At 71.0% G+C, this 15,222-nt stretch carries 2 protein-coding genes (1 of these 2 only partly in view); both read right to left on the bottom strand.

The genetic code is table 11. From position 1 onward, the window contains the following. Nucleotides 1-10,228 carry the beginning of a non-ribosomal peptide synthetase gene (locus tag PCA76_RS13085; protein ID WP_272617965.1) on the bottom strand. 13,037 nt of this gene lie to the left of the window's left edge, so only the first 10,228 of its 23,265 coding nucleotides appear in the window; it begins with the start codon at nucleotides 10,226-10,228; its stop codon lies off the left edge, out of view. Continuing rightward, nucleotides 10,225-15,222 (bottom strand): non-ribosomal peptide synthetase, encoded by a 4,998-nt coding sequence (locus PCA76_RS13080; RefSeq protein WP_272617963.1) that lies wholly within the window; start codon nucleotides 15,220-15,222, stop codon nucleotides 10,225-10,227. The genes PCA76_RS13085 and PCA76_RS13080 overlap by 4 nt, the downstream gene beginning before the upstream one ends.

The following is a 15,222-nucleotide window of genomic DNA, read 5'->3' as shown; positions in this document are numbered from 1 at the left end:
CCCAGCCCGTCGGCGGGGTGAATCTGGCGTACTCGGAAGTGATCTTTCGCCAGTACTCCTCGTCGCCCTCCGAGGCGAGCGCCGCCCGCTCGCCGGCGACGAAGTCGGCGTACCGGACCGCGGTCGGCTCCGGTGCCTCCGGCGCCATGCCCACGCACCGCCGCTCGTAGCAGCTGAGCAGCTCGGCCAGCAGGGCGTTCAGGTCCCATCCACCGGTCACCAGGTGGCTGATCGCCACGGTGAGCCACCATCCGCCGCCGGTAGCGACGTGAGCGCTGACCCGCAGCAGCGGGGCGGGGTGCTCGGCGTCGAATGGCCGGGCCCGCTCGGCGTCGACGTACCCGCGCAGGTGCGCCTCGGCCCGCTCCTCGTCCAGGCGCAGGATCCGTACGTCGACGGGGGCCTGGGCGTGCACGAGTTGCAGCGGCACCGAGTAGGTGTGCGGGTCGAACGACGTGCGCAGGGTCTCGTGCCGGTCGACGATGTCGTGCACCGCCGACGTGAGCGCCTCGGCCGAGAAGGGCTGTCGACTGTGTACCCGGAAGCAGCGGACGATGTGGTAGAGCGACCGCGCCGGGTCCTTCTGGATCTCCACCAGCATGCCGAGTTGCACCTGGGCGATGGGGTACGCGTCGGTGAGGCCGGCGGGCAGGGCGGCCCGATCGGCGTCGTCGAGCAGGGCGAACGGGGCTACCGGCTGGAACTCCGGTGCGACCTCGGCGGTGTCCTTGGCCGTCAGGTGGGCGGCGAGCGCGGCGACGGTGCGGTGCACGAAGACGTCGCGGACGCCAACGGGGAAGCTGGCTCCGCGGAGCGCGCCGACCAGGGCCACCGCTCGCAGTGAGTCGCCGCCGAGGTCGAAGAAGCTGTCCGTGACGCTGACCGTGTCCAGGCTCAGCACGCGTGCCCAGATCTCCGCGAGTTGCCGCTCCAGATCGGTGCGGGGAGCCACGTGCACCCGGCCGGTGGCCCCGACCGACGCGGCCAGGGCGGCCCGGTCGACCTTGCCGTTGGCGTTCAGCGGGATCGACTCCACCACGACCAGGTCCGCCGGGATCATGTACTCCGGCAGTCGGCTCGCACATTCCTGCCGCACCCGGGCGGCCAGATCGGCGTCCGGCCCTTCGGGTACGTAGAAGGCGAGCAACCGCGCCTCTTCCGGTTGGACCAGGGCCACCGTGTCGCGGACGCCGGGCACCGCGCCGATCACCGATTCGATCTCACCCAACTCGATCCGGTAACCACGAACCTTCACCTGATGATCAACCCGGCCCACGAACTCCACGACACCATCAGCCAACCGACGAACCAGATCCCCCGTCCGATACAACCGCGACCCCACCGACCCAAACGGATCCGGCACAAACCGATCCGCCGTCAACCCCGACTGACCCACATAACCCCGAGCAACCCCCACACCACCCACGAACAACTCACCAACCACACCCACCGGCACCAGATTCATCCACGAATCAAGCACAAACATCCGCATACCCGGCAACGCCCGACCAATCGGCACCACCGGCAACGTCTGCTCCACCCGCACCGGAAAAACACACGTACCCACCGACGCCTCCGTCGGCCCATACTCATTGATCAAATTCCCCGGACCCAGAATGCCCAACCACCGATTCGCCAACGCCGCCGGCAAACCCTCACCCGCCACCACCACCACCGGCGCCAAACCAGCCAACCGCTCATCCGACAACTGCCGACCCAAAACCTCCAAATGACCCGGCGTCAACTTCAAGAAACTAAACGGCCCCGCCGCCGACAACGTCGACCCCAACTCCGCCAAATCCAGATCCTGATCCACCATGAACACCCGCTGACCCACCACCAACGGCGCCCACACATTCGGCACCTGCAAATCAAAAGCCACCGACGAGAAAACAGCACACCCACCCGAACCACGACCAGCCAACTCCACCGACGCCCACCGAATGTGATTCGCCAAACCCCGATGCGTAACCTGCACACCCTTCGGCCGACCCGTCGAACCCGACGTGAAAATCACATACGCCAAATCATCCAGATCCACCACACCCGGTAGCACCACCGGCTGCTGCGACTCCACAGCCCGCTCGGCCACCAATACCTCTACCCCGGACCGGAACCGATCCGCATAGCGGGCCGACGTCACCACATGAGACACACCGGCATCCGCCAGGATCGAGCTGATCCGACCGGCCGGATACGACGGGTCCACCGGCACGAACGCCGCGCCCGCCTTCCACACCCCCAGCATCGCGGCCACCAGATCGACACCCCGATCCAGCAAAACCCCCACCACAGAGCCCCGGGAAACGCCGGACGAGGCCAGCCACGACCCCAGCACCACCGCCCGCGCATCCAGCTCCGCGAACCGCACCCCGTTGACGGCCTCGCCCGCCGGCACCGCCGCCACCTGCTCCTCGAACCAGCTCAGCACCGACCCCGACAACGGCTCCACCGCACCGTCGCCATCGGCCAACAGCACCGACACCTCACCCGCCGGCAGGCACACCGCCCGCGCGTCCCCACCCGAGTCCGCGACCATCGCCTCCAACACCGCCCGGTACATGGCGCCCAGGCGCAGGACGTTGGGGTAGCTGACGACGTGGGGGTCGCTGAGGATGCTGAGCGTTCCGTCCAGGGTGGAGACGTGCAGGTCGAACTCACTTGACGCCTCGTAGACGGCGTCGTCGACGCCAACCCGGTCGGTGTCGACCTGGGCGAAGTCGAGGTAGTTGAAGAGGATTTCGATGGGCCGGGCGCCGTCGGTGAACCGCTGCACCGACGGCAGCGGGTAGTGCCGGTGCGGCCACAGCTCCAGCTCGGCGTCGAAGGTCTGCCGGATCAGCTCCGCCCAGGTGGCAGCCGGGCCACGGTGCACGATCGGCAACGTGTTCAGGTGCATGCCGTACACCCGGTCCGCGCCGGTCACCTCGGGCCGCCCGTGGCAGACCAGGCCGCTGGTGAAGACGAGTTCGCCGGTGAGCTGGCTCATCACCTTCAGGTGCGCGGCAAGCAGCACGCTCTTCAGTGCGGTGCCGGTGCTGCTGGCCAGGTCCCTGAGCCCGTCAAGCAGGTCGTGCAGCGGCACCCGGGTGCCGCACTGGAACTGGGGGTCGGACTCGGGGGCACCCCACCCGGTGGGCAACGCGAAGCGCGGGTGCTCGACGACGCCCCGCCAGTACGCCTCGTCCTCGGCGGAGGTCAGCGAGGCCAGTTCCGCGGCGACGAAGTCGGCGTAGCGCACTGGCAACGCGTCGACGGGCACCGGAGCACCGGTGTCCCGCAGCCGCCGGTAGTTGTCCAGGATCTCCATCAGCAGGGAGTGGTGGCTCCAGCCTTCGAGGATGCCGTGCGACATGGTCAGTACGAACCACCAGGCGTTGCCCTCGCCGACCGCACCGGCGACGCGCATCTGCGGGACCTGGTCCGGCGCGAACGGGTTGGCCCGTTCAGCGGCCATGAAGGCGCTCATCCGGGCCTCGGCGTCCGGGCCACGCAGGTCGAGCTCGGTCACCTCGATCGGCACCTCGGCGTGCACGAGTTGCAGCGGCACCGAGTAGCCGTTCAGGTCGAACGACGTACGCAGGATCTCGTGCCGGTCGACGACGGTCTGCACGGCGCGGCGCAACGCGTCGGGGACCAGCGGCTGCTCGTCGTGGATCGGGAAGGCTGAAACGTTGTGGTAGGTGTGCCGCTCGGTGTCGGCCATCGTCTTCACCAGCATGCCGAGTTGCACCTGGGCGATGGGGTACGCGTCGGTGAGGCCGGCGGGCAGGGCGGCCCGATCGGCGTCGTCGAGCAGCGCGAACGGGGCCACCGGCTGGAACTCCGGCTCGACGGGGGCCTGTTCCGCTTCAAGGTTCGCGGCGAGCGCGGCGACGGTCCGGTGCAGGAACACATCCCGCACCGATGCGGGGATCCCGGCCGTACGCAGCGCGCCGACGAGAGCGATGGCGCTGATCGAGTGCCCGCCAAGGTCGAAAAAGCTGTCCGTGACGCTGACGGTGTCCAGGTTCAACACGCGTGCCCAGATCTCCGCGAGCTGCCGCTCCAGGTCGGTACGCGGCTCCACGTGCACCCGCCCGCCACCGGTCACCGACGCCACGAGAGCGGCCCGGTCGACCTTGCCGTTGGCGTTGAGCGGAATCGACTCCACCACGATCAGATCCGCCGGGATCATGTACTCCGGCAGTCGACTCGCACATTCCTGCCGCACCCGGGCAGCCAGCTCGACGTCCGGGCCGTCCGGCACGTAGAACGCCAGCAGTCGCGACTCGTCGCCCTGCACCAGCGCCACCACATCACGCACGCCGGGCACCGCGCCGATCACCGACTCGATCTCACCCAACTCGATGCGGTAACCACGGACCTTCACCTGATGATCAACTCGGCCCACGAACTCGACCACACCATCGGCCAACCGACGAACCAGATCCCCCGTCCGATACAACCGCGACCCCACCGAGGCGAACGGGTCCGGCACAAAACGATCGGCCGTCAAACCAGACTGCCCCACATAACCCCGCGCGACACCCACACCACCGACGAACAACTCACCAACCACACCCACCGGCACCAGATTCATGAACGAATCAAGCACGAACATCCGCATACCCGGCAACGCCCGACCAATCGGCACCACCGGCAACGTCTGCTCCACCCGCACCGGAAAAACACACGTACCCACCGACGCCTCCGTCGGCCCATACTCATTGATCAAATTCCCCGGACCCAGAATGCCCAACCACCGATTCGCCAACGCCGCCGGCAAACCCTCACCCGCCACCACCACCACCGGCGCCAAACCAGCCAACCGCTCATCCGACAACTGCCGACCCAAAACCTCCAAATGACCCGGCGTCAACTTCAAGAAACTAAACGGCCCCGCCGCCGACAACGTCGACCCCAACTCCGCCAAATCCAGATCCTGATCCACCATGAACACCCGCTGACCCACCACCAACGGCGCCCACACATTCGGCACCTGCAAATCAAAAGCCACCGACGAGAAAACAGCACACCCACCCGAACCACGACCAGCCAACTCCACCGACGCCCACCGAATATGATTCGCCAAACCCCGATGCGTAACCTGCACACCCTTCGGCCGACCCGTCGAACCCGACGTGAAAATCACATACGCCAAATCATCCAGATCCACCACACCCGGCAACACCACCGACTCCACCGGCGGCACAGAATCGACGGTCAACACCTCGACACCACCGGGGCAGCGATCCACGTGTCCCGGGGACGTCACCAGCACCGACGCGCCCGCATCGGCAAGCATGGCCTCGACACGGCCCGCCGGATACGACGGGTCCAGCGGCACGAACGCCGCTCCCGCCTTCCAGACACCCAGCAGCGCGGCCACCAGATCGACACCCCGATCCAGCAACACCCCCACCACCGAACCCCGGCAAACACCCCGCGAGACCAGCCACGACCCCAACGCCACAGCCCGCGCGTCCAACTCGGCGAACGACACACCGTTGACCGCCTCGTTCGACGGCACCCGGGAGACCTGCTCCTCGAACCACCGCAGGACCGACCCCGACAACGGCTCCACCACACCAGCGCCATCGGCCAACACCACCGACACCTCACCCGCCGGCAGACACACCAGCCGCGCATCCCCACCCGAATCCGCCACCATCGCCTCCAGCACCACCCGGTACATCGCGCCCAGGCGGCGCAGGGCGTCGTGGCCGACGTGCCGCCGGCTGGCCTGCAAGGTGAGGAAGCCGAGCCGACTGAACACGCCCAACGGGAACTCGGTGGGGCTGTCGTCGATGGACTCGGCGTAGTCGATGTAGTCGGCATCGATCTGGTGGAAGTCGTGGAAGCTGAACCGCACGTCGAGCATGCGGGCGTCCTCGCCGACCTCCCGTTGCAGGGTGGACAGCGGGTAGCGCCGGTGCGGCCACAGCTCCACCTCGGCGGCGAAGGTCCGCTGGATCAGCTCCTCCCAGGTGGCAGCCGGCCCGTCGTAGCCGACCGGCACGGTGTTGAGGTGCATGCCGTACACCTGGTCGGCGCCGGCTGCCTCGGGGCGGATGTTGCAGACCAGGCCGGTGTAGAACCGCTCCACGCCGGTGAGCTGGCTCATCACCTTCAGGTGCGCGGCCAGCATGATCGACTTGAACGGCACGCCGAGGCGCCGGGCCAGGTCGCGCAGCGAGGATTCGAGGTCCTGCACCGGCACCCAGTGCTCGTGCTTGGCACCCTCCGGCGCGTCGGGGTCACCCCAACCGGTGGGCAGGTCGTGACGGGCTCGACCGGCCAGGACGCCACGCCAGAACGCCCGGTCCGCGTCGCCGGTGACCGACCGCCGTTCGGCCGCGACGGCGTCGGCGAACCGCACCGACGGGCTCGGCCGCGGCGACAGCGGCTCTCCGGCCCGGATCTGGTGGTAGTCGCGGACCAACTCCATGATCAGCGAGTGGTAGCTCCACCCGTCCAGGATCGGGTGGCACTCGGTGATGGTGAGCCACCAACTGCCGTCCGCGCAGGTCCTGGCGTGCAGCCGCAGCAGCGACGGGCGATCGAGGTCGAACAGACGCCTCCGCTCGACCGCGATGTGCTCGCGCAGCTCCCGGTCCAGCTCAGCCCGCTCGGTGGCACGGCTGTGATCGTGCGTGACGGTCAGCTCGGCCGTGGCGTGCACCAGCTGCATCGGCACCGAATAGCTGGTCAGGTCGAAGGAGGTACGCAGGACCTCGTGATGGCGCACCAGCAGTGCCGCGGCGGCACGCAGCGCGTCCAGGGAGAACTCCCCTTCGCCACGGACCTGGTAGCTGGTCACGTTGTGGTAGGGGTTCTGCTCGGTGTCGGACAGCAGCTCGACCAGCATGCCGAGCTGTCCCTGGGTGCACGGGTAGGCGTCCACCACGCCGACGGGCAGCGCGGCCCGGTCCGCCTCGCCGACCAGCTCGAACGGGGCGACCGTCGGCTCGGGCTCGGCGGCCGGCCGCGCGGTGAGCAGTTCGGCCAGCTCGGCGACGGTACGCCGCTCGAAGATGTCCCGGACCTCCACGTCGAGGTGCGCCGCCCGCAACGCGCCGGCCAGTGCCACCGCGCGAATGGAGTCGCCACCGAGGTCGAAGAAGCCGTCCTGCACGCCGACCCGGTCCAGCCCGAGGGTGGCGGTCCAGATGTCGGCGAGCTGTCGCTCCACAGTGGTGCGCGGGGCCACATACGGCCGGTCGACGGCGGCCACCGAACGGCCCGGGGCGGGCAGCGCGGCCTGGTCGAGCTTGCCGTTGACGGTCAGCGGGATCCGGGGCAGCGGCATGAACGCCGCCGGGACCATGTAGTCCGGCAGCGTCCGGCCCAGCGCCGCGCGCAACTGCGAGGGGCGCAGCAACGTCGAGTTGTCATCGGCCACCAGGTACGCGGTCAGCCGCTGGTCGCCCGGGTTGTCCTCGCGCAGCACCACCACCGCGTCCCGGACGCCGGGCAGGACGGTCAGGGCCGCCTCTATCTCGCCCAGCTCCACCCGGTAGCCACGGATCTTGACCTGGTGGTCGATGCGTCCGACGAACTCCAGCCGCCCGTCGGCGTGCCGTCGGGCGAGGTCGCCGCTGCGGTAGAGCCGCGAACCGGCCGGCCCCCACGGGTCCGGCACGAACCGCTGCGCGGTGAGCTCGGCGCGACCGAGGTAGCCGCGGGCGACACCCGGGCCGCCCACGTGGATCTCACCCGGAACCCCGATCGGCACCGGTCGGCCGTCGGCGTCGAGCAGGTGGACGGTGAGGTCCGACAGCGGTACGCCGATCGGGCTGGCCGTACCGCCCACCTCGGAGTCGACGACCCGGTGGTACGTGGTGTGCACGGTGGTCTCGGTGATCCCGTACATGTTGATCAGTTGCGGCGCGTCCACGCCACGGCTGGCCACCCACGGTGCCAGCTCGGCGAAGTCCAGTTTCTCGCCGCCGAAGGTCACCACCCGCAGGGCGAGCCGGTCCACCCGAGCGTCGCCCTCGGCCGCCAGTCGGACCAGCGCGCGGAACGCCGTGGGCGTCTGGCAGAGCACCGTGACCCGGTGTGCGATCAGCTCGTCGAGCAATTCCTGCGGGGATCGGGCCAGCGCCCGGGGCACCACCAGCAGTCGACCGCCGTGCAGCAGACAGCCCCAGATCTCCCAGACCGAGAAGTCGAAGGCGTACGAGTGCAGCAGCGTCCACACGTCGTCCGGGCCGAACCGGTAGTCGGCGGCGGTGACGGTCAGCAGCCGCAGCACCTGCCGGTGGGCCACCGCGACGCCCTTGGGGCGGCCGGTGGAGCCCGAGGTGTAGATGACGTAGCAGAGGTTGTCCACGTCCATCGGCACGGCCGGGTCGGCGGTCGGCTGGGCGGCCAGCTCCGCGGCGAGGTCCGGGTCGTCCAGCAACACCACGGTCCCACCGAAGTCGGCGAACCGGTCGCGGTGGGCGGTCGTGGTCACCACGATCTCGGCCCCGGCGTCGCTGATCATGAAGTCGAGCCGTTCGTCCGGCGAGGCCGGGTCGAGGGGCAGGTACGCCGCGCCGGACTTGAGCACGCCGAGCAGGGCCGGAACCAGTTCGGGGCCGTGGTCGAGCTGCACCCCGACCAGCCGCTCGGGTCCGGCACCGTGCCGGCGCAGCCAGTGCGCGAGGCGGTTGGCGTCGGCGTTCAGCTCGGCGTAGCTACGGGTGGTGTCGCCCACCGTCAGCGCCGCCGCGTCGGGGTGGGCGGCCGCGATCGCCTCGAAGACGCCGTGCACGGTGCCGGTGACCGGGTCCGCGGTGACCGGCCCCCGGGTCACCACGGCCAGCTCGGCGGCACCGAGGATGGCCAGGTCGGAGAGTCGGGCCGTCGGGTCGGCCGCCACCTGCTGCAGGAGCCGCACCAGATGGTCGGCGGCGCGCTCGACGGTGGCCGGGTCGAACAGGGCGGTGGCGTACTCGATCCGGCCGCGCAGCCCGCCGTCGGCGCCCTCCATCATGTGCAGGGTCAGATCGACCTTGGACGACCGCAGGGGCAGCTCGACCGGTTCCACGCTCAGGTCCCCGGGCCAGTCGGTGGTGGGCGGCTCGGACTGGAGGGTGAACGCGACCTGGTAGAGCGGCGTCCGGGAGAGATCCCGCTCCGGTTCCAGCTCGTCGGCCAGCAGGGCGAACGGGGCATCGGCGTGGTCGAACGCGCCCAGCACGGTGTCCCGGGTCTGCTCCAGCAGTGCGGCGAACGAGGGGTCGCCGCTCCACCGGGCCCGCAGCACCAGGTTGTCGATGCCGTACCCGACCAGGTTGTGCAGCTCCGCGCGACTGCGCGCGGACGACACCGTGCCCACGGCGAGGTCGGTCCGGCCGGTGTAGCGCGACAGCAGCACCTGGTAGGCGCTGAGCAGGGTGACGAAGACGGTGGTGCCAGCGTCGCGTGCGACGCCGCGCAACGCGGCGGAGAGCTCGGCGGTCAGCGTGAACGGCACCGACGAGCCGCGCCAGTCCCGGCTCTTTGGCCGGGTCCGGTCGGCCGGCAGCTCCACCGGCGTCAGCCCGGCGAGTTGGTCGCGCCAGTAGTCGAGCGACCGGGCCACCGGCTCGGCGCGCAGTCGGCCGCGCTGCCAGGCGGCGAAGTCGGCGAACTGCACGGCGGGCGCCGGCAACCAGGGCTCGACGCCGGCCCGGAGGGCGGCGTACAGCTCGGCCAGCTCACCGGTGAGCACCGCGAGGGACGGCGCGTCGCAGGCGATGTGGTGCAGCACCAGGGCGAGCACGTGTTCGTCGGCGTCCAGCCGGACCAGCGCGGCCCGCACCGGCCAGTCCCGGGCCAGGTCGAATCCGGTCAGCGCGGTGTCGGCGAGCACCGCGTCGAGCGCCGCCTCCCGCTCGGTGCGGGGCCGGTCGGTCAGGTCCACCACCGGCAGGTCGCGGCGCGTGGGCGGGTCGATCACCTGGACCGGAGCGGTGCCGGCGAGGGCGTAGCGGGTGCGGAGGATCTCGTGCCGGGTGACCAGGGCGTCGAGGGCGCGGGCCAGCGCGTCGGCGTCCAGCTGCCCGCGCAGCCGCAGCGCGTGGGAGACCAGGAACTCGGCGCTGGTGGGGTCCAGCCTGTTGAGGAACCACATCTGCTGCTGGCCGTACGACAGCGGCAGCTCCCCCGACCGGTCAACGGTCGCAATCCGGTCCCGGCGGCCGGTACGACGGCCGACCAGCCGACGCTGGACGAGTTCTTCACGCAGGTTCGGCTCGTTGGCGATGCTGGTCATGCCGGGTACTCCTCGGATCGCGAAAGGTCGTGGGTGAGGTCGGCGGCGTCCAGCGCGTCGACCTCCGCTCGGATCAGGTCTTCGATGGCGATCGCCTGGGCGCGCACCGTGGGGTGTTCGAACACCAGCCGGATCGGCAGGTCGAGGTCGAACTCCTCCTGCAACCCGGCGATCAGCCGGGCGGCGAGCACCGAGTGGCCGCCCAGGAGGAAGAAGTCGGTGGTCGCGCCGATCCGCGCGTCGAGCAGCTCCGCCCAGTTCGCGGCGACCCGCTTTTCGACCACGGTCTGCGGTGCGACGAACTCGGTGGGGTCGGCGGTGCCGTCGGCGAGCGCCGCGTCGAGCCGGCCGCGTAGGGCGTCGCGGTCCACCTTGCCGTTGGCGTTGAGCGGGATCCGCTCCACCGGCACGAAGAGACTCGGCACCATGAAGTCGGGCAACTGCCGGGCGCAGTACGCGGCCAGGTCGGTGGCCTCGCCGCAGTAGAAGGCGACCAGGCGGTCCTGGTGGGCGAGGACCACGCAGTCGCGTACCCGAGGGTGTTGGGCGACGACGGCGCTGATCTCGCCGGGTTCGATGCGGTAGCCGCGGACCTTGACCTGGTCGTCCACCCGACCGACGAAGGCCATCGTGCCGTCGGGCCGCCAATGGCCCAGGTCGCCGCTGCGGTACAGGCGGGCGCCCGGCGGGCCGAAGGGGTCGGGCACGAAGCGCTCGGCGGTCAGCCCTGGCTGCCCGAGATAGCCGGTGGCCAGGCACGCACCACCGATGTACAGCTCGCCGACGGCGCCGACCGGAAGCAGCCGCATCGCGTCGTCCAGGATCCGCACCACGGTGTTGGCCATCGGCCGGCCGATCGGCACGATCTCGCTGGTCTGTGGTGCCACCACCGGGTACGCCGACATGATCACGGTGGTCTCGGTCGGGCCATAAGAGTTGATCAAGCCGCCCGGACCGAGCAGGTCGAGCCACTGGTTCGCCACCGACCGGCGCAGCACCCCACCGGCCACCCAGAGCTGACCGGCCAGCCGCTGCGCCTGCGCGGCGTCGACCTGCGCGGCCAGCAGCTCCAGGTGCGGCGGCGTCATGATGAAACGGTCGTACGGGCCGGCGGCCAGCAGCAGTGCGCCGAGCTGGGTGAGGTCGAACTCCTGCGGAAGCAGGGTCACCGGCTGCCCGGCCACCAGCGGCCCCCAGAGGTTGGAGATCGACAGGTCGAAGGCGATGGTGGAGAAGAGCGGGGCCCCGCCGCCGGCCGGGCGGCCGCCCCGGTCGCCGAGCGCCTCGGTCTCCGTGGCGCAGGCCAGGAAGTTCGTCACCGCCGCGTGGGAGAGCAGCACCCCCTTGGGGCGGCCGGTCGATCCGGAGGTGAACAGCACGTACGCCGTCTGCGCCGGCTCGAGGTCGCGAGCCGGCGCGGTGGGCGGTTCGGCACTGACCATCAGCCGGTGGGTGTCCACCTGGAGGGTGGGCACTCCGAACCGGTCGGCGTACCGCGAGTCGGTGACGGCGAGGCCGACGCTGGCGGTGTCGAGCAGGTGGCCGATCCGCTCGGCCGGGTACGAGGGATCCAGCGGAAGACAGGCGGCACCCGCCTTCCAGCACCCGAGAATCGCGGCGACCAGGTCGGGTCCCCGCCCCAGCAGTACGGCGATGGTCGTGCCCGGTGCCACGTCGGACCGGCGCAGGTGGTTGGCGAAGCGGTTGGCCCGGTCGTCCAACTCCGCGTAGCTGGTGCGCGCGTGGCCGTGGCGCAACGCCACGGCCTGCGGTGTCGCCGCGCGGCGTGCCTCGAACAGGTCGACCACGGTGGTGGCGGGACGGGGCACCGTCGGCCCGTTCCACTCGTGCAGCAGCCGGTGCCGCTCCTGGGCCGAGAACGGGTCGAGCTGGTCCAGGCGGGCGTCCGGCTGGTCGGCGGCGGCGCGGAGCAGCCGGACGAAGTGGTCGGCCAGTCGTCGCACGGTTGCCTCGTCGAACAGCGCGGTGGCGTACTCGACGGCGCCGGCGAGCGAGCCGTCCGGTTGCGGCCACAGGTGCACGGTCAGGTCGGTCTTGGCCACGGTGGACGCCTGCCGCAGCGCGTCGATCGTGAGCGGGTCGTCGGCCACCCGGCCGGTGATCCCGCCCTCCTGGTAGTTCAGCGCCACCTGGTAGAGGGGGGTGCGGGAGAGGTCCCGCTCGCCGACCAGGTCGTACACCACCCGGTCGAAGGGCAGGTCCTGGTGGGCCAGGGCGGCGACGGTCCGGTCGCGGACCTCCCGGACGGCCTGGGTGAAGCCGGACGCCGGGTCCAGCGTGCAGCGCAGCACCACCGGATTGAGGAAGATCCCGGCGGTCTGGTCCAGCTCGGCGGGCCGGTGCCCCGAGGTGGGCGTGCCGATCGGCACGTCCCACTGTCCGGTGTAGCGAGCGAGAACCGTGGCGAAGCCGGTGAGCAGGGTCATGAACGGGCTGGCCGCGCAGCGCCGACCCAGCTCGGTCAGGGCGCCGGCGACCTCCGCCGCGACGGTGAAGCCGTGCATCCTGCCCTGCGCGTCCCGCCGGGCCGGGCGCGGATGGTCCAGCGGCAGCTCCAGCTGGGGCATCCCGGCCAGCGTCTCCCGCCAGTACGCCAACTCCCGCGCGACGACGTCGTCGGTGAGGTGTCGTTGCTGCCAGACCGCGTAGTCGGCGTACTGCACCCGCAGCTCCGCCAGGTCGGCCGGCCGTCCCTGGGCGGCGGCGTCGCACAGCTTGCGCAGGTCCCGTTCGAGGACCTCGGCGGTGCCGGCGTCGGACGCGATGTGGTGCACGGCCAGCACCAGCAGGTGATCGCGGCCGGCGGCAGTGGCCAGTCCTGCCCGCCACAGCGGGCCGGTGTGCAGGTCGAAGCCCTGGCCGAGCTGTGCGGTGATGAGTTCGGGCAATCCGCCGTGGCTGACGTCGCGCACCTCCAGGTCGGCCGCTCCCGGCGGCACGACCTGCTGCCGGGCCACGCCGTCGACCACCAGATAGCGGGTGCGCAACGGCTCGTGCCGTGCCTCGAGCGCGTGCAGGGCCGCCCGGACGTGGTCGGGGTGGATGGTGGCGGGCAGCCGTACGTGCACGGGGACGACCCACTCCTTGCTGCCCGGATCGAGCTGGTCGAGCATCCAGAGCCGGTGCTGGGCGGCGGAGAGTGGCAGGGGCCGGTCGCGTCCCACCGGCAGTACCGGCGAGTCCGCCGGGGTGGCCGCCTCCACCAGCCGGGCCTGCGCGGCGACGGTGGTGTGGGTGAGCAGGTCGCGCAGCGTCACCGTGCCGCTGGCCCCGCTGAGCCGGCTCTCCAACATCAGCGTCACCAGTGAGGAGCCGCCGAGTTGGTAGAAGTCGTCGTCGACGCCGACCTGGTCGACGTCGAGCAGGTCCCGCCAGATGGCCGCGACCGTCCGTTCGGCGGCGGTCCGCGGTGGACGCAGCGCCGGCCGGTCGAGAGGGTCGATTGCCGGCAGGGCGGACCGGTCGATCTTGCCGCTGGCGGTGAGCGGGAACTCCGCCACCGGCTGGAACACGGCCGGCACCAGCGCCTCGGGCAGCCGGCCGACGCAGAACGCGCGCAGGGCCGCCGGGTCGAGTGACCGCCGTCCGGCGACGTACGCGGCGAGCTGCCGGCGTCCGGCCGGGTCGGTGTAGCCCACCACCACCGCCGTCTGGACGTCCGGGTGGGCGGCGAGTACGGCCTCCACCTCGGCCGGTTCGATCCGTACGCCGTTGACCTTGAGTTGGTGGTCAGCTCGACCGACGAACTCCAGGCTCCGGTCACCGCGCCACCGGACCTGGTCGCCGGTGCGGTAGAGGCGGGCGCCGGGCGGCCCGTACTCGTCGGGCACGAACCGTTCGGCGGTCAGGTCCGGCCGGTGCAGATAGCCCCGGCCCAGGTTGGCCCCACCGACGTAGAGCTCGCCGACCACACCCACCGGCACCGGTCGTCGGTCGGCGTCGAGCACCTGGACGCGGACGTCGGGCAGCGGACGTCCGATCGGCACCGGCCCGGTCGGCTGTGCCGTGTCCACCGGGTGGGCGGTCACGTCGATGGCGCACTCGGTGGGGCCGTAGGTGTTCCACACCCGCACGTCGGGCGTGACCGCCAGCCGCCGGCACAGGTCGGCGTGCAACGGTTCCCCGGCCGAGAAGACCAGTCGCAGACTGGTGCAGTCGGCCCAGCCGGGCTGGTCGACCAGCCGACCGAACACCGACGGCACTCCCTGTAGGACGGTGATCCGGTGCCGGATGACCGCGGCGACCAGGGCGGCGGGATCCCGGTGCGCCCCGTCCGGGGCGAGCACCACGGTGCCGCCGCTGGCCAGCGGGGCGAAGAATTCCCAGCCCGCCGCGTCGAAACTGACCGAGGTCTTTTGCAGCACCCGGTCGCCAGGGCCCAGGCCGTGCTCCCGGATCGTCCAGGTCACCCGGTTGCCGATTCCACGGTGGGTGATCAGCACTCCCTTGGGCTGGCCGGTGGACCCGGAGGTGTAGATGGCGTACGCCACCGAGTCCGGGTCGGGTGACCGCACCGCGGCGGTGTCCGGGCAGGCCGCGATCCGCGCCCGGTCGGCGTCCAGGCAGACCACCTGGCCGGGCGTCGCCTCGTCGCGCAGCGCGTTGCGGGTGAGCAGCACTCCGGCCCCGCTGTCGGCGAGGAGCCGCCGCCGCCGCTCGGCGGGGTGGGTCGGGTCCAGCGGCAGGTACGCGGCACCGGCACGCCACACGCCCAGCAACGCGACCACGAGGTCGACGCCGCGGTCCAGGTTGACCGCGACCAGCGATTCCGGACCGACGCCCAGCTCGGCCAGGTACCGCCCGAGCTGGTTGGCCCGCCGGTCCAGCCCGGCGTAGTCCAGCCGCTCGCTGTCGCTGCTCACCGCGATCGCGGTGGGGGTCAGCGCGGCCTGCCAGGCGATCAGCTCGGACAGGGTGCCCGCCCCCTGGGTGGCGGCTGCGGCTGCGGGTGCCGCTGGCGGAACGATGCTCAT

The organism is Micromonospora sp. LH3U1 (genome assembly GCF_028475105.1).
Taxonomy (GTDB): Bacteria; Actinomycetota; Actinomycetes; order Mycobacteriales; family Micromonosporaceae; genus Micromonospora.
Note: the sequence above shows the minus strand (reverse complement) of the source record. Positions and strands in the feature narration are given on the sequence as shown.